General features: G+C 58.2%; 16 protein-coding genes. 9 read left to right on the top strand and 7 right to left on the bottom strand.

All coding sequences use genetic code 11. The features are described 5' to 3' along the window. Positions 1-236 precede the first annotated feature (236 nt). From IEW09_RS13920 to IEW09_RS13905, 4 genes are read left to right on the top strand one after another with little or no spacing between them, the layout of a single operon-like run. Positions 237-986, top strand: a complete 750-nt coding sequence (locus IEW09_RS13920) for a TetR/AcrR family transcriptional regulator (protein ID WP_188554810.1) — start codon at positions 237-239, stop codon at positions 984-986. Further along, entirely contained in the window at positions 983-2047 is a 1065-nt protein-coding gene (locus IEW09_RS13915) for an HlyD family secretion protein (protein ID WP_188554809.1), read from the top strand. Before IEW09_RS13920 ends, IEW09_RS13915 begins: the two co-directional genes overlap by 4 nt. Beyond that, positions 2044-3051 (top strand): ABC transporter ATP-binding protein, encoded by a 1008-nt coding sequence (locus tag IEW09_RS13910; protein ID WP_188554808.1) that lies wholly within the window; start codon positions 2044-2046, stop codon positions 3049-3051. The genes IEW09_RS13915 and IEW09_RS13910 overlap by 4 nt, the downstream gene beginning before the upstream one ends. Next, positions 3048-4160, top strand: coding sequence for an ABC transporter permease (locus tag IEW09_RS13905; RefSeq protein WP_188554807.1), 1113 nt, complete (start codon positions 3048-3050; stop codon positions 4158-4160). Before IEW09_RS13910 ends, IEW09_RS13905 begins: the two co-directional genes overlap by 4 nt. Before the next feature lie 189 nt (positions 4161-4349). Here the strand turns inward: IEW09_RS13905 and IEW09_RS13900 are convergent, their stop codons facing one another. The 3 genes from IEW09_RS13900 to IEW09_RS13890 all read right to left on the bottom strand — a co-directional run bounded on the left by IEW09_RS13900 (position 4350) and on the right by IEW09_RS13890 (position 9588). Next, positions 4350-5699, bottom strand: a complete 1350-nt coding sequence (locus IEW09_RS13900; protein ID WP_188554806.1) for a M56 family metallopeptidase — start codon at positions 5697-5699, stop codon at positions 4350-4352. Further along, complete coding sequence (locus IEW09_RS13895; protein ID WP_188554805.1) at positions 5692-6093, bottom strand: BlaI/MecI/CopY family transcriptional regulator; 402 nt, start codon at positions 6091-6093, stop codon at positions 5692-5694. Before IEW09_RS13895 ends, IEW09_RS13900 begins: the two co-directional genes overlap by 8 nt. 105 nt (positions 6094-6198) lie before the next feature. Then, positions 6199-9588: a TonB-dependent receptor gene (locus IEW09_RS13890; protein WP_188554804.1), complete on the bottom strand. Its 3390-nt coding sequence runs from the start codon at positions 9586-9588 to the stop codon at positions 6199-6201. Between the two features lie 366 nt (positions 9589-9954). Here IEW09_RS13890 and ribD point away from each other — a divergent pair, with 366 nt between their 5' ends. Beyond that, entirely contained in the window at positions 9955-11109 is a 1155-nt protein-coding gene (gene ribD, locus IEW09_RS13885; protein ID WP_188554803.1) for a bifunctional diaminohydroxyphosphoribosylaminopyrimidine deaminase/5-amino-6-(5-phosphoribosylamino)uracil reductase RibD, read from the top strand. Between the two features lie 9 nt (positions 11110-11118). Continuing rightward, the gene (locus IEW09_RS13880) at positions 11119-11778 is read left to right on the top strand and encodes a riboflavin synthase (protein WP_188554802.1); all 660 of its coding nucleotides are present in this window, start codon (positions 11119-11121) and stop codon (positions 11776-11778) included. 67 nt (positions 11779-11845) lie between these two features. Here the strand turns inward: IEW09_RS13880 and rho are convergent, their stop codons facing one another. The 4 genes from rho to IEW09_RS13860 form a co-directional block, all read right to left on the bottom strand. Continuing rightward, positions 11846-13096 (bottom strand): transcription termination factor Rho, encoded by a 1251-nt coding sequence (rho, locus tag IEW09_RS13875; RefSeq protein ID WP_188554801.1) that lies wholly within the window; start codon positions 13094-13096, stop codon positions 11846-11848. A gap of 157 nt (positions 13097-13253) precedes the next feature. Further along, positions 13254-13475: a DNA-directed RNA polymerase subunit omega gene (locus tag IEW09_RS13870; RefSeq protein WP_188554800.1), complete on the bottom strand. Its 222-nt coding sequence runs from the start codon at positions 13473-13475 to the stop codon at positions 13254-13256. Between the two features lie 132 nt (positions 13476-13607). Further along, on the bottom strand, positions 13608-13940 hold the full coding sequence (locus tag IEW09_RS13865; protein WP_188554799.1) for a hypothetical protein: 333 nt from the start codon (positions 13938-13940) through the stop codon (positions 13608-13610). A 46-nt stretch (positions 13941-13986) separates the two neighbouring features. Then, the gene (locus IEW09_RS13860; RefSeq protein ID WP_188554798.1) at positions 13987-15579 is read right to left on the bottom strand and encodes a YifB family Mg chelatase-like AAA ATPase; all 1593 of its coding nucleotides are present in this window, start codon (positions 15577-15579) and stop codon (positions 13987-13989) included. A gap of 153 nt (positions 15580-15732) precedes the next feature. Here IEW09_RS13860 and IEW09_RS13855 point away from each other — a divergent pair, with 153 nt between their 5' ends. Genes IEW09_RS13855 through IEW09_RS13845 form a run of 3 tightly spaced genes read left to right on the top strand, consistent with a single transcriptional unit; the run spans position 15733 to position 18554 of the window. Further along, entirely contained in the window at positions 15733-16692 is a 960-nt protein-coding gene (locus IEW09_RS13855) for a HEAT repeat domain-containing protein (protein WP_188554797.1), read from the top strand. A 16-nt stretch (positions 16693-16708) separates the two neighbouring features. Next, positions 16709-17092 carry an MmcQ/YjbR family DNA-binding protein gene (locus IEW09_RS13850; protein WP_188554796.1) on the top strand — a complete coding sequence of 128 codons (384 nt, stop codon included), beginning with the start codon at positions 16709-16711 and terminating at the stop codon, positions 17090-17092. A gap of 7 nt (positions 17093-17099) precedes the next feature. Continuing rightward, a complete protein-coding gene (locus IEW09_RS13845; RefSeq protein ID WP_188554795.1) occupies positions 17100-18554 on the top strand; it encodes an L-serine ammonia-lyase in 1455 nt (484 codons plus the stop codon). The last annotated feature ends 19 nt before the right edge of the window (positions 18555-18573 follow it).

Here is an 18573-nt window from a genome sequence, read left to right as displayed (position 1 = left end):
TCGCTGCTGCTAACTCTTCTTTCCCCAAAACCGCCAGCCTGAGCGGGGACTCACACCGTCTTATAGCTATTTCCTCTCAGGTGTATCTTCCTTTGGTTGTCATTCCCGAAGGGAATCTGCGTTTTGCTCGAATCACCAAAACGACATCTGGAGGAGAACCGCCCTCATAGCGTGAGGCGCAGCCGAAATACTTGTGGCTGCCTTTGCTGGTAATATTTTAACTAACCAGTTAATCAATGGCCTCAAAAAAGCCCATCTCGCCCGCCGCAGACCCCACCGACAAAAGTCGTGAGAAAATCCTCCGCGCCGCCCTCCATGAGTTCAGTGTCCACGGCCTCGCCGGAGCACGCACCGATACCATCGCCGAATCGGCAAATGTTAACAAGGCTCTGCTCTACTACTACTTCAAGAACAAAGAGTCGCTCTACGCCGCGGCCTTTGAAGAAGTACTCAATCTTGTTATGCAGAACACCCTCGCCGTGCTCGAGTCCAAATGCTCGCCCGGCGAGCAGATTCTGCGCCTGGCTCTCAATCACTTCGACCGCATCCTGACCCAGCACGAGTTCCAAAGCCTTATGCAGCAGGAGATGGTGCGCTTCCACCACGGCAAATCCTCGTCGATTCCAATGCTCGCCAGCAAAGCCTTTACGCCGCTCCTCAAAAAAATACAAAATGCCGTCGAGAGTGGCATTCGTTCCGGCGAGCTATGCAAGATCGACTGGATGCAGGTCATGTATTCCACCTACGGCTCCAATGTCTTCTATTTCATGAGCGCGCCCATGATGCGCCTCTCGGTCCCTTTCGAACCCTTCGATCCCGCAACCATCGAGTTTCGGCGTAACGCCTGTGTAAAGTTTCTCGGCAATGCTATCTTCGTCGACCGCACACACGGAGCAAAGCTCGCCCGTCGCCTCCTCGCCGACATGCCAATGCCCCCAATCGACAATCCACCCGTCTGGAGAAAATTCCTGGAGAAGAAAATATGAACGCCCGCAATCGAATCCTCATCCTGATGGGCATCCTGCTAGTCATTGGGCTCTTCTGGTACTTCTTTTCGACCAATCGATCGAGCGATCTCCAGCTCATCGGCACCGTCGACGCCAACGAAGTCGTCGTCAGCTCCCGCATCCCCGGCCGCATCCAGAAGCTCACCGTCGATGAAGGCGACACCGTCACCGCTGGCGAGCTCATCGCCAACATTCAGAGCGACGATCTCGCCGCCGCCCGCAACGCCGCCGAAGCAACCGCCCTCAGCCAGCACTACAAGCTGCAGGAGTCGCAGGACACGCAGCACCAGACGCAAGGCAGCACCACCAGTCAGGTAGCGAATGCCGAAGCCCAGTTGCAAGTGGCCAACGCCGCGCTTCTGCAGGCGCAAGCCAACTACGAGCATCAACAGGCCGACAGCAATCGCACCATCGCCCTCGCCAAACAAGGCGTCATGAGCCAGCAATCGAGCGACGAGGCCATCACGTCTCTCCGCGCAGATCAGGCAGCTGTAGATTCGGCAAAACAAAGCGTAGCCGCAGCCAACGCATCTCTCAAGCTAGCCGTAGCCAACACCATTCAGGCACAGGCCGCAGCCAAAACCGTAGCCTCCACCCGCAGCGACGTGCAGAATGCGAAGGCCCTGCTCGATCAGGCACAGGTCGAGCTGAACTACGCCAACGTCCTCGCTCCCATCTCTGGCAGGATCAACGTACGCGCCGCCCGGCAAGGCGAAGTCGTCGCTGCCGGAACCCCCATCGTCACCATCACCGACCTCACCCAGACATGGGTCTACGCTCCCCTTCCCGAGACCGAAGCCGACTCCGTAAAGCTCGGCGACAGCCTCCGCGTCGTCATGCCCAGCGGCGAAACCATTCAAGGCAAAGTCATCAACAAATCCGCAGAGGCCGACTTCGCCACTCAGCGCGACGTCAGCCGCCGCAAGCGCGACATCAAGACCATCGAACTCAAGCTCCTCATCCCCAATCCCGGCATGAAGTACACCCTCGGCATGACCGCCGAGGTCTACGTCCCCAAAGACAAGCTGGTAAATCAATGACAGCCACTCAGCCAGCCATCTCCGTCCAAAACATCATCAAGCGCTACGGCGACTTCGAAGCCGTCAAAGGCATCACCTTCGACGTAGCCGACGGTGAGATCTTCGGCCTGCTCGGCCCCAACGGTGCGGGTAAGAGCACCCTCATCCGCATGATGACGACGCTCATCCCCGTCACCTCAGGCAAGGCCATCATCGCCGGCCACGACGTCTCCCGCGACTCCGACGCCGTCCGCCGCATGATCGGCGTCATCCCCCAGGCCCTCACCAGCGACATCGATCTCACCGTCGAAGAGAACCTCTCCATCTACGCCAAGCTCTACGATGTGCCCAAGGCCCGACGCGAGCAAAACATCAACGAGCTTCTCGAAGCCGTAGACCTCACCAAGTGGCGCAACGCGCAGACGAAAACGCTCTCCGGCGGAATGCGCCGCCGTCTCGAGATCGCTCGCGGCCTCGTCCACAATCCCCGCATCTTCTTCCTCGACGAGCCCACCACCGGCCTCGATCCCGTCTCTCGCGTCGCCGTGTGGGAGATGCTCAACAACCTCAAGAACAAGCATCACCTCACCATGCTCATCACCACCCACTACATGGACGAGGCCGACCGTCTCTGCGACCGTATCGCCATCGTCGATCACGGCAAGCTCGTAGCCCTCGACACTCCCATGGCGCTCAAAGCCAACGTCCCCGGCACCAACGTAGTCGAAGCCCAGTTCACCACCGAATCCGCTGAGTGGCCCGAGCGCCTACGCCAACTCGAAGGCGTCATGTCGGTTGAAGCACAAAGCGCAGGCATGTACCGCATCATGACCTCCAGCGGCTCCCTCACCACCATGCAGTTAGTGCAGATGGCCGCCAGCCGTGGCGAAACCATCAAGTCCCTCAGCGTACAGAACACCACCCTCGACGACGTCTTCGTCCACTACACCGGACGCGCACTTCGCGACGAACAAGTCAAAGCGGCCGGCTTCGTCATGCCGCCGCGCCCAGGGATGCAGCCATGAATCGAATGATGGCAATCGTCGAACGCGAGATGCGAAAGTTCTTCCGCTCGCCCGCACTCATGATGGTCTCCATGACCCTCCCTCTGGTGCAGTTGCTCATCCTCGGCCACGCCTTCGGCGGCAAGATCCGCAACGCCCGCATGGGCGTGGTCGACTACGACCACGGCTCTCAGGCTCTCAAAATTCACGAGGCCTTCGACGCCATCGCCGCCAACATCGCCACCTTCACCACCGTCCCCTACGACAACGAGGTGCAGGCCCGCGAAGACGTCCGCACCGGCAAGATCGACGGCGCCGTCATCATCCCCAAACAGTACTCCCGCCGCGTCCTCGCAGGCGACTCTCCCGCCATCGGCCTCGTCGTCGATAACACCGACCAGACCATGAGCGGCGCTCTCGAAGCTGAGATGCAGTCCCTCGTCGACTCCCTCAACGCTCCCATCATCCAACCGCTCGTCGTCCAGAGCATCGCCCTCAAGATCGTCGAGCTCTACCCCTACGTCGAGTACATGAAGTACCTCCTCGCCGGTTCTATCTCGCTCGCCATGTATGTCGCCGTCATGATCGGCGGCGGCATGCTCTACATCGACGACAAAGCCCGCGGCGTCCACGAGGGCTACCTCGTCACTCCCATCACGCGCCTCGAACTGGTCATGGGCCTCAACCTCGCAGGTTCCATCAAGGCCATCCTCTCCGGCATCTGCCTCACCGTCATCGGCTCGCTCTTCGCAGGCATCGGAGCCATCTTCAATCCCATAGCCCTCGTCCAGCTCGCACTCCTCATCGTCGCAACCTCAGTCGCCTTCAACGGCATGATGTTCCTGATGATGGTGCGCGTAGAAGACCCACTCGTCCCCCGCGCCATGTTCGGCGTTCTCAACACGCTCCTCTTCTTCCCCAGCGGAGCTATCTCACCCGTCTCCGGCCTTCCGCCGTGGCTGCGCGCCATCGCCAACATCGATCCCTTCACCTACGCCGTCCACGGCTTCAAAGCCATCCTGCTCAAAGACGGAGGCTTCACCGCCATCTATCCCGACATCCTCTTCCTCTTCGCCTTCGGAATAGCAGCACTCCTCATCGCAACGCCGCTATTCAAACGCACCCTCTAAGACATCGCAAAGGAAGCTTCCCTCAAACTTACGTCATCTCGACCGAAGCGAAGCGCAGTGGAGAGACCCCTGTATCTCATTGTTGTTGTCTGTTCTTTCACCCTTTACACGGAACCCAACGCAACCGGCCTCACCACGAACGCAGCACAAAGCAACGAAGCCTTGTGCTGCATTCAACTCCCCCAATTTTTAGAACCTCTTGAAGTCCACCTCAACATTCAGCGCAACCGCCACCGGCTCTCCCGCCCGCATAGCCGGTTTGAAGTGATACTGCTCCACAGCCTCCACTGCCTTCGCATCGAAGTCAGGGCGCAACGAACGCTTCACATGCACATCATGCACTGCTCCCGATGAGTCCACTACAAAACCAACTAGGCACCTTCCTTCAAACTTGTCCTTCTTCCCTCGCTCAGACTCCGGAAACTGAGGTTCCACAGAGGACACCAGCTTCGGCGCAATGACATCTTTGCCGATCTTATAAACCTGACCATACGGTTGCGCCTGATCCGCTGCCTGCATAGAAGACGGCGGCTCAATCACCACCGCCAGCGCCGCTCCACCCAAAGCAACAGAAAGAAGAAACACAGTCGCCGGAATCACCAAACCATACTTCAAAGCAGAGCTAACACGCGGCTTCTTAAGATTCATCATCATGATTCGCTTCTCCAGAATGTTGGCATCGAAGATCCCGATGGCGTGAGAGGTTGAGACACGCGGCCCAACAGCCACCATGGTCGCGAGTCGTAGCAGGGATTCGGTGTAGCGGCGCGAATCGATCAGCCCTTCCGTGGCCATCTCATCGCAGATCATCTCCCGCGTCTGCGCAATCTGGATCTTCAAAATCCAACTAACAGGGTGAAAGGCAAGCAAGAGACTCGCAACCTCATAAAAAAGGTTCTTCTGAAAATCCCGCCGCTTCATATGCGCGCACTCATGCGCCAGCGCAGCCAGCAGGTCCTGCGGCGCACAGTCTGCAACAAACGAATCCGGCACCAGCAACACCGGAGCACGCAACCCCAGTGTCACCGGCCCTGAGATACGCGAAGAGCAAAGAATCCGAGCCGTATCCAACCCAAACGCCCGCTTGCAATCAAGCCATATCTCCTCCTGCTCCTCTGTCAGCAAGAGAGGACGAGCCACCCGAAGCAGCCCTGCCGTCGAGCGCAACGACCATGCAAGCCGCACCGCAAAGAAGATCAGCGCACCGAAGTAAAGAGACAGCAAAGCCCCAACCAGCACCGCAGGCAGGACATAAATCCCCCTCTGATTCAGCACTGCGCCCTGAGCCGCAACAAAGGCAATCGAAGTACGTCCACCCGCCGCATAAGGAAGATGCACAAAAGCTAACAGCCATCGAAAGAGAGGAAGCGCAGGCGCAAGAATCGCAAGCCCCAGCGTAGACACCCAGACAAGATGCTCCTCCTGCGGTCCAACTTTTTTGAGCAGGCGGCTCACCAGCCATCCCGCCGCAGCAATCAGGGCCACCTCCCAGATCGAGTTAATAAAGTAAGAGACGATAAAGCCAGAGAAGCTACTCATCTTTTTCTCCCTTCTCCTCAGCCGCAATCTTCCGGCTCAGGTCCGCAATCCGCTCCAGATCGACCTGACGGCTCTTCACCAGGCTCATCACCAGCGCTTCGGAAGAGCCTCCAAACATACGTTCGACCAGATCGCGGACAGCCTGCCCCAGCACCGTCTCCCGCGAAGCAACAGGAGAGTAGACAAAAGCACGCCCTTCCAACGTCCGCTCCACCCTGCCCTTGCGATGAAGAACGTTGAGCATGGTCTGCACCGTGTTGTAAGCCAGCTCATTGTTGGGCAGCAGCCCCTTCTGCACATGTTGCACATTGCCCGCCCCCTCGCTCCAAAGCACCTGCATAATCTGCAGCTCCAGAGGAGTAAGCGCATTCGTGCCTTTTTTACGTCCGACCATAGCTACTCCTAAACAAATAGGAGCCTAGGCCGAGACATCTGCATCTGTCAACCTAAATATTTAGGCCTTTGCCGCCACCATCGGCAAAGGCCTTATTTTCAACACTTAGAACGAAAGCCGCGCGCTAAGCTGGATCTCGCGTCCCGGCGTAGTCACCTCGGTGATCGACCCAAACCCCGCCGTATTCACAAACCGGTTTGGCGTCCCCAGATTCGTGTGGTTCAGCGCGTTGAAGAACTCGCCCCGAGTCTCCAGCCGCATAAGCTCGCCCAGCGCGAAGCTGCGCACCACACTCACATCCGTCGTCTCCATCCCCGGTCCAACGACCGAGTTGCGCCCCACATCGCCGAATGTATATGCGGGCGGTGCCGCAAACGCCGCCGGATTAAACCAGTTCGTCGCATTCCTCGTTCCCGGTCCAAAGATCTGCTGGCCGATGACGGCATTGGCCCGTATGGGATTCTCACCCAACGCCGTGCCCGCATTCGCCGTGTCGCCAAACACCGAAATCGTCAGCGGAAATCCGCTCTGTGCCTGAAAGATCGCAGAAGTGTGCCAGTCCGCCGTCACTGCACGTGTCAACCGGCTCCGTCCCCAGGCCGGCACGTCATATACCGCACTCAGCGCGAAGCGATTCCTCACATCGCACGCCGGTCCTTTCTCCGCCGCCAGGTCGTTATTGTTCTGCGGAATCGCCGCTTCGTACATCGGCGAACGAAAATCCGGTGAGTTCGAAAGGCTCTTCGACCAGGTGTAGTTTGCGAGGAAGCTCAGTCCCTTTCCTGCCCGCCGCCGCACATTCACATAGCCTGCGTCGTACCAGCTCTGCGCCGAATTTTCGAGCAGGTTGATCGTGCTCACGCCAAAGGTCGTACTCACCACCGTCACGCCAGGTGGAATCACCGAATTGGGAACGAAGCTGATCTGCTTGAATGGCCGCCGCGGCTGAATCAGCCCCGGCCCCGGTAGCGCGTTATTGATCAGATGCGAGCGTTGCAGATGAAATCCGCCCGAGCCCAGATAGCCGATCTCGACCACTGTGCTCTTTCCGATACTCTGCTCCATCGACGTGCTCCATTGCTGAATGTATTGCGGCGAAGGATGCGTCTCCATCGCCGTAAAGCTGACTACGGTCTTGCCCAGCACAGCCGGGGCAAAATTGAAGCCATTGATCGACGGCGTAAAGTTGTCGCTCTGGTTCGTCTCCGGAAAGGTGTACGGAACATTATGCCGCTGATTGCACCATGTATTCATGTCCACCGGCGTATAGAAGATCCCATACGCCGCATGCAGAACCAGTCCCCTGCCCGGCACGTTCTGCGAGATCCCGAGGCGAGGCGCGAAGTCCGTCCGGTTGGGATACATCAGCCCCTTCGGCATTCCATTCTGGCCGCCGATAAACACGCTCGGCGTTCCATCGGATGCGAACGTCAGATTGCTGTTGGTATATCTCCTGTCGATCAACGCGCTCATATATTCATAGCGCACGCCATAGTCGAGAGTCGTATTGTCCGTCAGCCGGAAGGTGTCCTGCACATACCCATCGCCATACCACTGGCTTAGGTTCATCTGCGGAATTCCCGCCTGCCGTTGGCGAACCGCAGGCAGCCCCAGCAGAAAACTCGCCAAGGCCGACCCGGTGCCATCGTTCGCTCCAATGTCCGTCGTAAAGCCATTCGTAAACTGGTAGTATCCGCGATTCTGAAAGAACCCCCACATCGGCCAGATGAACCGCTGATAGACGCCGCCAAACTTCAGGCTGTGCCGTCCCAACAGCCATGTGAAAGTATCTCGCCCCTCCACCAGTGTGTCCCATGCGTGCATCGGTGTCGCCGAAAAGCTGTCCCCGATGGGCGAATATCCCTGCACCGCGAAGTAAGGTGCTCCCCACGCACCCGGTCCGCCAAACCCTACCCCCGCAATTCCCAACTCGCCTGTAATGTCGTTCTTGTTCGCGCTCTCTGTCGTATGGTTCATGCTCAACCGCGACACCGCAATCGTTGCCACATTCAGTAGCGACGGCGTAAAGACGTGGCTGTACGACCCCATCCCCTGCTGCGAAAGATTGTCATGCAGGTAGCCGAACCCCGGCAGGTTCTCCGGCATAAACCCATGCTCGCCGCCCGCGCTGTACCGTGCAAATCCCGTATTGCTGGCATTGAACTGACGGTCGATCCGCACCGTCCCCTGATCGGTATAGTGGATTTCGTTGCGCACATCCAGATAGTTATTGGAGTCATTGCCGGCACCTACCACTGTCGGTTGCCCCATCATCGTCATGCTGCCGCCCATGCCCATCATCAGGTTCGGCTGGGGCACGTACTTGGTCAGCATCGTCACCGCGACAGAGCTTAACCTGCTCGCGGGAATAACATTGTTCGGAAACGGCTGCCGCGTGAACTGCGGGTTCTGCCGACTCACCGGAAGCGCCGGGTTATATTTCGGATTCACCACCGTCGTCGCCGGATCGTAGATCGTTACTCCGCTCATGCTGAAGTCGCCGCTCGACTCCTCCGGCGTCGGCACCGTCAACGTCATCGTATCCGCCTGGACATGTCGCAGCGCCTCATAGTTCATAAAGAAGAAAGTCTTCTTGCCCGGCAGCACCGGCCCGCCCAGCGAAGCGCCAAAGTTGTTCTGCACCAGGTGGTTCGTCCCGCCCATGTCGTTGAACGAGTGGGCATCCATCGCTCCGTTGCGCAAAAACTCATAAGCTGTCGCATGCAGCCGCGTCCCGCCCGATCGCGTGACAATGTTCACCTGTCCGCCGCCCGCACCTCCCATCTCCGCGGAATAGCTTCCGATCTGCACCTGAAACTCCTGCACCGCATCGGGCGACGCACTGAAGTTCTGCGTATTGAAGGTCGGATCGGTATTGGTCGCGCCGTCCAGCAGAAAATAATTGGCATTCGGACGATTGCCGCCCACTGTGATCGCCGATCGCTGTCCCGGCCGCCAATACAAGGGATTCGTGTCTCCCGTCTGCGCCCCCATCCCCACATGCGCTCCCGGCACGGTCAGCATCAAGTCCACCAGCATCCGACCATTCAACGGCAGTTGTGACACCGCCCGTTGGTCCACCACTTCGCCCACGCTCGCATCCGAAGTCTTCAACAGCTCCGCCGCTGTCACCGCTGTCACCGTTGTCACCGTCTGGCTGTCCGGCCCGACCGCCAGCGCCACATCCAACGTCGCCTGCTGTCCCACTTCAAGTTGCAGCGACCGCCGAGCCACGGCAAATCCCTGGCTCTTCGCCTCCAGCAGGTAAGCCCCCGGCAACAATCCCCCTGCCTCGTAGGCTCCCTGTTCATTCGCCGATATCTCCCGCACCTCCCCAGTCTTGACTAAGGTCAGCTTCACCGTGGCATGAGGAATGGCAAGATGCTGAGGGTCAGTCACTACGCCGCGCAGAACAGCATAATTCGTCTGCGCTTCAACCATGGGAGTAGCGAAAATCAAAATGCCTAATACAGCCAGCAACCAAGCGCGTCTCATAAGTCTCCTGAATTGAATCCGTGGCCGCCCCACTCTCTCTGAAGTGGGGTCATGCGTTCCGTCGACCGCACTCGCCGGAGAGCCATCTGGCCTCACCGCGTGAACGATCGATTCGCTATCATTTTCTTGAACTGCCCGATCCTATCTACAAGCTCATTCGCTGTCATCAAGCCATGGGATGATTTCAATCTCGACCTTTAGGCGTAGATCGATTCATTTATGTCCTCACAAAGCCTTTTACTGCAGCGTTGTTCCCAATCTTCACTTTTCCTATTAAGCACCCATGTTATTTAAATTCATTACAAAGCACAGGGAGAGAATACCGCCGCAAAAACAGCAACATCCACAAGCTATCCTCATAAAAGCATGACCACTCTGCCCAACACCGAAAAAGGCGAAGCCTTCATGCAGCGGGCCATCGCGCTTGCCAGAGAAACCGTAGCCCTCGCCTCGCCGAATCCCCAAGTAGGCTGCGTCCTCGTCAAAGGAGGCGAGATCATCGGCGAAGGCACGCATCTCTACGCCAACCGCGACCACGCGGAGATCGTCGCACTCAAGCAGGCGCGCGAGCGCGGCATCGACGTCACCGGCGCTACGGCCTACGTCACCCTCGAACCCTGCTCCCACCACGGACGAACCGGCCCCTGCGCCGACGCCCTCGTAGCCGCTCGCATCGCACGAGCCGTCGTCGCTACCGAAGACCCCAACCCGCAAGTCAGCGGTCAGGGCATCGCAAAACTTCGCGCCTCCGGCATCGAAGTCACTCTCGGCATCCTCCAGCAACCAGCTCGCGATCTCAACGATGCCTTCGCTCACTTCATCCAGAACCATCGCCCCTTCGTCACACTCAAAACCGCGCTCTCCGTCGACGGCTACCTCGCTCCCGCACCTCAAACCCGCACTCCCAACCAGCCCCACTGGCTCACCGGCCCCGCCGCTCGTGCCGAAGTTCAGCGTCTCCGCCACGTCTCCGACGCCATCCTCACCGGCATCGGCACCGTCCTCGCCGACGACCCAGCCCTAACCGACCGCACCAATCAACCCCGTCGCCGCCCTCTACTCCGGGTCATCCTCGACACCCACCTGCGCACACCGCTCAACTCGCAGCTAATTCGCACAGCGAACCACGATCTCCTCATCTTCACCGCAGCAACTGCTTCTTCAGAAAAAATCGAAGCCCTCCGCAAAGCCGGAGCCGAAGTCGAAGCCATTCCCGAAGAAGATACCCAACTAAGGCTGACCGCAGTCCTCAAAGCTCTGGCCGAACGACAGATTCTCAGCCTCCTGCTCGAAGCAGGCTCTCATCTCAACGGAGCCTTCCTTCGCCAAAACCTCGTCGACAAAGCCATTCTCTTCTACTCCGAAACAGAACTAGGCTCACAATCCCTTCCCTTCGCCGAAGGCATCGCCTCGCCTTATCTCTTCCAGCAATCGCTTCATCGAACCACTCGAACCAGCTTCGACACCGACGCCTGCATCACTGGTTATCTCCACGATCCATGGCCGGCAACTAACCACTAAAATAGATCCATGTTCACCGGCCTCATCGAAACCACTGGAACCGTGCTCGCCGTTACGCCGATCGCTGGTGTGACGCGCATCACCATCGCCTCTCCAACCCTCACCAGCAAGCTCAACACCGGCGACAGCATCGCCGTCAGCGGAGTCTGCCTCACTGCGCTCTCCATCGAGCCCAACGCCTTTCCTCCGCGGTTCTCCGCCGACCTCGCCGCCGAGACCATCGCCCTTACAACGCTCTCGCGCCTCGAACCCGGTTCCATCGTGAACCTCGAGCTGCCAACGCCCGCCGGTTCGCCGCTCGGCGGCCACGTCGTGCAAGGTCACGTCGACGGAACCGCAACGCTGGTCGCGCTCGATGCAATCACCGCAGACACCGAACTGACCGACTACCGCCTCCGCATATCAATCCCGGAACAACTGACTGCGTATGTCGTCAACAAAGGCTCCATCACGATTGAAGGCATCAGCCTGACTGTAGCCTCGGTTCGCGGCAATGAAGTGGAGGTCGCCATCATTCCTCACACCTACGCCGCCACCAGCCTGCGCACGCTGCCCATCGGATCTCCACTCAATGTCGAGGTCGACGTTCTGGCCAAATATGCCGAGCGCCAGCAGAAGTCCAACGGCCCTGGAATCACCGAGCAATATCTCATCGCCAACGGCTACTAAGCGTGAAGCAAAAATGAAATGGCGCGATGCAAAGTTGCATCGCGCCGTAACCTTCTTCAATAAGCGCTTAGATCGAGCTCATGTTGTGCAGGAACTCCTGGTTGTTCCGGGTCTTGGCCAGCTTGTCCGTCAGCAGTTCCATCGCTTCGACCGGCGACAGCGGATTCAGCACCTTGCGCAGAATCCACGTCCGCTGCAGATCTTCCTTCGGAATCAGCAACTCTTCCTTACGTGTACCGGAGCGCTGAATATCGATGGCCGGGAAGACACGCTTGTCGACCAGCTTGCGGTCGAGAATGACTTCCATGTTGCCGGTACCTTTGAACTCTTCAAAGATGACCTCGTCCATGCGCGAACCGGTATCAACCAGAGCCGTGGCAATAATCGTGAGCGAGCCACCCTCTTCAATGTTGCGGGCCGCGCCGAAGAAACGCTTCGGCCTCTGCAGCGCATTCGAGTCCACACCGCCTGAGAGCACCTTGCCCGACGGCGGAACGATGGTGTTGTAGGCGCGAGCCAGACGCGTGATCGAGTCCAGCAGAATCACGACATCGCGCTTGTGTTCTACTAGGCGCTTCGCCTTCTCGATCACCATCTCGGCAACCTGTACGTGACGAGCCGCGGGCTCATCGAAGGTGGACGAAATAACTTCGCCCTTCACCGAGCGCTGCATGTCGGTCACTTCTTCCGGACGTTCGTCAATCAGCAGAACGATCAAAACGACTTCGGGATGATTGCTCGTAATGCTGTTGGCGATCGACTGCAGCAGCATCGTCTTACCGGTACGGGGAGGAGCGACGATCAGACCACGCTGTCCCTTGCCCATCGGCGTCAACAGGTCCATCACGCGACCCGAAAGATTTTCGCGGACCGTCTCCATCTTCACCCGCTCCGCGGCATACAGCGGGGTCAGGTTATCGAACAAAATCTTGTTGCGGGTCTCTTCGGGCGACTCGAAGTTAATGGCCTCGATCTTGACCAGGGCGAAGTATTTCTCGCCTTCGTGCGGCGGGCGAACGTTGCCGCTGATGGTATCGCCAGTCTTCAGGTCGAACTTGCGAATTTGGGAAGGCGAGACGTAAATGTCGTCCGGACCGGGCAGATAGTTGTAATCAGGAGAACGAAGGAAGCCGTAGCCATCGGGCAGAATCTCGAGGACGCCCTCGGCGAAGATGTGACCTTCTTTTTCGCTCTGCGCCTGAAGAATCTTGAAGATAAGGTCTTGTTTGCGAAGGCCGCTGGTTCCGGCGATGTCGAGGCCGCGCGCAAGCTTGCCCAGCTCCGCAATGTTGTGTTCTTTCAACTCTGAAATAGTCATATTTTTACCTGGAATTTGATTTGATAAAGGAGGGATTGTTTGAACGGAGGCGGGATCTGCCTGACGGGGGGTCGTGCGGAAGGCCTGAGGTAAGCGAAGTTGCGGGTGGGGTTATAAAGCGGATATTCGGTTAAGGGTGGACACAGGAAAAGCCGCGCTATGCCGCGCGGCGTTCCTGCAATTCAATCTTTCTGACAACTGCATCTTCGGATTCATTCATCGGAACGGTATCCTTGAAACGATCGAGCACTTCGTTGGTCGTGTCCTGCAGCCGTGTGTTGGGCTTGTGCAGCTTACGCGTCGCCTTCGACGCCAGCTGACAAAGCTCGTAGCGGTTGTTCACGTGCGTAAGTGCCCCAAAGATAAGATCTGAGCGCATATTTCTTCCCCTTCTTTCTAAAAGCGTAAGCGTCTAGCTAGCGCTCACTCGCCTGAAAATTATTCAAACTGCCAAATTCAATGGATCTGCTCTACCACTTATTAGACGCAGAGAAACCGTCCTTGGACTCTCTTATCGACAACAACTGCTTGCTGCTAAATCTCGCAGGCAAAACCACTCTTCAACCGGTACAAACCGGCTTATTTTACGACCTGTCTCTCTCATGCGATTCAGCGCGGCCAGCGCCTTGGCGTGAAACAGAGAAGCCAACCAGACTCTTCTGGCAAGCAAAAACCTCGTCGGCTGCCCCCTGCTATCCCGAAGGTCGTCCAGCAGGGCGGTACAGCTCGATACATAGGTAAAGTAAATGGTCTGAGAGGTCAGGTCAATACTTTTTTTGGGAATCCATTGATACCAATATCCCAAAAACAGGATCTTTCCACCTCTTTTCCCAACAATCATCATTGAAACTAATACTTTTACCCTATACGGTAACCTATATGGTCATTCTTTATGACCAATAGCTTCTATCCAAAGTGCGGTATTGGATAGCCTCGGCGATATGCTTTACCGCAATACCTTCTTCCCGATCCAGATCCGCAATTGTCCGCGCCACCTTTAATATCCGGTCGTGCGCCCGGGCACTTAACCCCTGTTGCTGCATCGCGCGTTCCAGCAGGCGCTCCGCCTCCGACGAGAGCTCGCAATGAATTCGAATCTGCTGGGTATTCATCTGGGAGTTGGCAAAGACCGGTCGCGATGCTGCCTTCGCCGACCCTTTGGTCCGCTCCCCTGCCGCGCTGAACCGTTCATGTTGCCGCTCTCTCGCCGCCAACACCCGGGTGCGAATCTCCTCCGACCCTTCCGCCGACACCCCGCCCCTTAACTCCTTATATTGCACTGCGGGCACCTCAATATGGATGTCGATCCGGTCAAGCAGCGGCCCCGAGACCTTTGAGACATATCGCTGGATCATCGGGGGCGTACACATACACTCCCGCGACTTGTCATTGAAGTAGCCACAGGGGCAAGGATTCATCGCCGCCGCCAGCATAAACCGGGCCGGAAAGCTCAGACTCATCGCCGCTCGGGCAATCGTCACCATGCCGTCCTCCAGAGGCTGGCGCATCACCTCCAGAACATTCCGGGGAAACTCCGGCAGCTCATCCAAAAACAGCAACCCGTTATGCGCCAGCGAGACCTCGCCTGGCCGCGGCATCATCCCGCCGCCGATCAACCCCGCATCAGAAATAGTGTGGTGCGGCGACCGGAACGGGCGGTGCGTCACCAATCCTTGCTCCGCGTCCAGCACACCGGCAACCGAGTGAATCTTCGTCGTCTCCAGCGCCTCTTCAAACCGCAGAGGAGCAAGGATCGAAGGCAGCCGCTTGGCCAGCATCGTCTTGCCTGAGCCCGGCGGCCCGATCATCAGAATATTGTGGCCGCCCGCAGCCGCTACCTCCAGCGCCCGCTTGGCCACATGTTGACCGCGCACGTCTTTAAAGTCGAACGGAAAGTGCTGCATCTCGCTGAGAAGGTCGGCAGTCTCAACCTTCAACGGAGCCGCTATCAGCGTTCCCATTGACGCCGAGTTCAACAACTCCCTCACCTCGAGCAGGGTCTTCACCGGATAGACGTTCACCCCCTGCACAACCGCCGCCTCCCGCGCATTGCTCGCCGGAATAATCAGGTTCGGAATCCCCTGGGCACGCGCCGCAACCGCAATCGGCAGCATTCCCTGCACCGCTCGCAGACTGCCGTCCAGCCCAAGCTCGCCCACCAACAGAAAATCGCTGACATCCTTGTTGTGCAGCGCGCCGTACGCGCCCAGGATTCCAATCGCAATCGGAAGGTCGAACCCCGAGCCTTCTTTCTTCAGGTCTGCCGGAGCCAGGTTGATCGTAATTCGTGTCGGTGGAATATCGAACCCGGAGTTCTTGATCGCCGACCGCACCCGGTCACGGCTCTCCCGTACCGCCGCATCCGGCAGCCCCACCGTGTTGAACTGTTCCTTGTCCAACTTGACGCCCGAAAAGTCGACCTCTACATCAATGACGTGCGCATCGATGCCGTAAACTGCTGCACTGCGAACCTTAAAGAGCATGTGTGAGCCCGGTCAATCCTTGAGGCTGTGAATTTTGGCCGAGTATAGCATTCCGTCCTCTATAACTAATGCATCACTGCATTTATCCGCGAACATAGGCTATTTTCATCAACGAGCATCTCATTATTTTTATAGATTGACGGAGCAACACCCATGCCTACGCGCGCCAGCGTTCTTCGATTTACCAGGACAACCTTCCTGCCGATTGCTCTTCTCCTGCTCTCCTTCAACCAGGCCCGGGCGCAGAGCAGTTCGACTGTTGCCGACACCAAGATCGTAACCACCACCCAGCAGGAGCAACAGGCATCGCAGCCTTCAGTTCGCGATCGTACTCACACAACCGTTGCACAGAACAACGACGAAGCCTGGTCCATGCTTACCGCTGCAGTTCAGGATACAAAGCACTCCGATCTTCGCATTCAGGCTCTCTCCGCGCTCGGTACCCTCGGCATCAATCCCCGCAGTGAAAGGATGATCGTCGATGCCATGAAAGACCCCGACGTCGATGTACGCACCGCCGCTGTCCTCGCTGCAGGACAGACCAAGAGCCGTAACCTCACCACCAATATCCGGGCCATGCTCGACGACAAAGAACCGCAGGTGGCCTTCGTCGCTGCCACCACGCTATGGAAGATGAACGACCGCTCTGGTGAGGACGTTCTCATGGCCGTCGCCAACGGCGACCGCAGCGCTAATCCTCACCTGGTGAACGGAGCCATGCATCAAGCAAACAAGGAGCTTCATGACCCCGCAGCTCTGGCCCGCATCGGCGCGCTCCAGGGAGCATCCATGCTTCTCGGTCCCTTTGGCTTCGGCATTACGGCAGTCGAATACATGCGCAAAAACGGCGGCGACAACGCTCGCGTCTCGGCTATCGAACAGCTATCACAGGAGAACACCGGTCCGGTTCGCAGTGAGCTGATCGCCGCCCTTACCGACAAGGACCCAGCAGTTCGCGCAGCAGCAGCCACCGCCGTCGGCAGCTATCGCGACAGGTCTGTTCCCAACGCGCTACTGCCTCTCTTCGACGACACCAAGGCTCCTGTCCGTCTCACTGCTGCCGCCGCTTACATCCGGGCCACACGCTCTGCATCTGGCCGCAAAAAGCAATAGAAAGGATCGAGCCCTGATGAAAGCTCGCGTTGCTCTCTTTCGCAAGTTAGCGCTCGCTCTTCCTCAGGCCACCGAAGGCGCCCACATGGGCAGTCCTGACTTTCGACTCAACGACCGCATCTTTGCCACCCTCTCCGCACAGGACCGAGGGCTCGGTACGCTCAAGCTCACCGTCGAGCAACAACAATCCTTCATCGCCGAGATGCCAGAGATCTTCGAGCCGGTACAAGGAGGCTGGGGAAGGATGGGCATGACCTTCGTCGATCTTCATCATGTCGATGAAGCAACCCTTCAAGGAGCGCTCGCCACCGCCTACAACAATGTAAAGTTCAAACAAACAGGAAGGAAGACCACGCGTACCACCAAATCAACCGTATCGCTCCGCTCACGCCTACAATAAAGCCACTGTGAATACCAGCCTCTTCGAGCTCTTCAAGATCGGTATCGGCCCCTCCAGTTCACATACCGTCGGCCCCATGCGTGCAGCTCTCAGCTTCGCGAGCTCGCTTAAAACTTCAGGCGCCCTCTCCCGCACAGCCTCAGTCCACGTCGATCTCTACGGCTCACTCGCGCTCACCGGACTAGGTCACGGCACCGACCGCGCTATCCTGCTCGGCCTCTTCGGCGAAGCGCCCGACACCGTCGATCCCGCTCTCATCGACATCGAGCTTGCCGCCGTTCGCACGACCGGCACCCTTTATCTCCTCGACCTGCACGAGATTCCCTTCACCGAGAGTCAACACCTGCTCTTCCATCGCGATCAGATGTATCCCAACCCCGACGTCCTCACCCATCCCAACGGAATGCGCTTCTCCGCCTTCGACGACACTGGTGCCCTCCTCGCCGAAGACATCTTCTACTCCATCGGGGGTGGCTTCATCCTCTCCGGCAGCGAGTTCGCAGCCCAACGCAACGCATCGAGCGCCACCACGCGCACCGTTCCCTATCCCTTCCGTAGCGCCGAGGAACTCCTCTCTACCGCAGCTACCAATCACCTCACCATCGCGCAGCTCATGCTCGCCAACGAAGTCGTGCTCCTCTCCGACGCGAGCATCGCCATCAACCGGCCGCCGTCCGCAAACCCCTTGCACAGCAAAGCCACTCCCGAAGAGCAGATCAAAGCCAGTATCCTTACCCTCTGGCACACCATGCAATCCTGCACTGCTCGCGGCATCGCCACCGAAGGCATCCTACCCGGTGGCCTTAACGTCCGCCGCCGCGCTCCACGTCTCGCCCAGAGACTTGAAACCGAAGGCTCAAAAGACCCCCTCGCTCCACTCGATTGGGTCACCGTCTACGCCATGGCCGTCAACGAAGAGAACGCCGCCGGCGGCAGAGTCGTCACCGCACCCACCAACGGAGCCGCCGGCGTCATCCCTGCCATCGCTCACTATTACATGCGCTTCGTAAACGACGCCGACGAAGAAGGTCTCATCCGCTACTTCCTCACCGCCGCTGCCATCGGCATCCTCTATAAAGAGAACGCCAGCATCTCCGGAGCCGAAGTCGGCTGTCAGGGCGAAGTCGGCGTAGCCTGCTCGATGGCTGCCGGAGGCCTCGTCGCCGCACTCAATGGGACCAACGCGCAGATCGAACACGCCGCCGAGATCGCCATGGAGCACAACCTCGGCATGACCTGCGATCCCATCGGCGGCCTCGTTCAAATCCCCTGCATCGAGCGCAACGGCATGGGAGCAGTCAAGGCCATCAACGCCACCCGCATGGCCATGCACGAGACCGGAGGCCACAAACTCTCCCTCGATCAGGTCATCGCCACCATGTACCAGACCGGCCTCGACATGCAATCTCGCTACAAAGAGACATCACTCGCTGGACTGGCCCTGAACATCATCGAATGCTGAAGAATCTTCAGCGAACTTT

Origin of the sequence: Edaphobacter dinghuensis (genome assembly GCF_014640335.1) — a bacterium.
Classification (GTDB): domain Bacteria; phylum Acidobacteriota; class Terriglobia; order Terriglobales; family Acidobacteriaceae; genus Edaphobacter; species Edaphobacter dinghuensis.
Note: the sequence above shows the minus strand (reverse complement) of the source record. Positions and strands in the feature narration are given on the sequence as shown.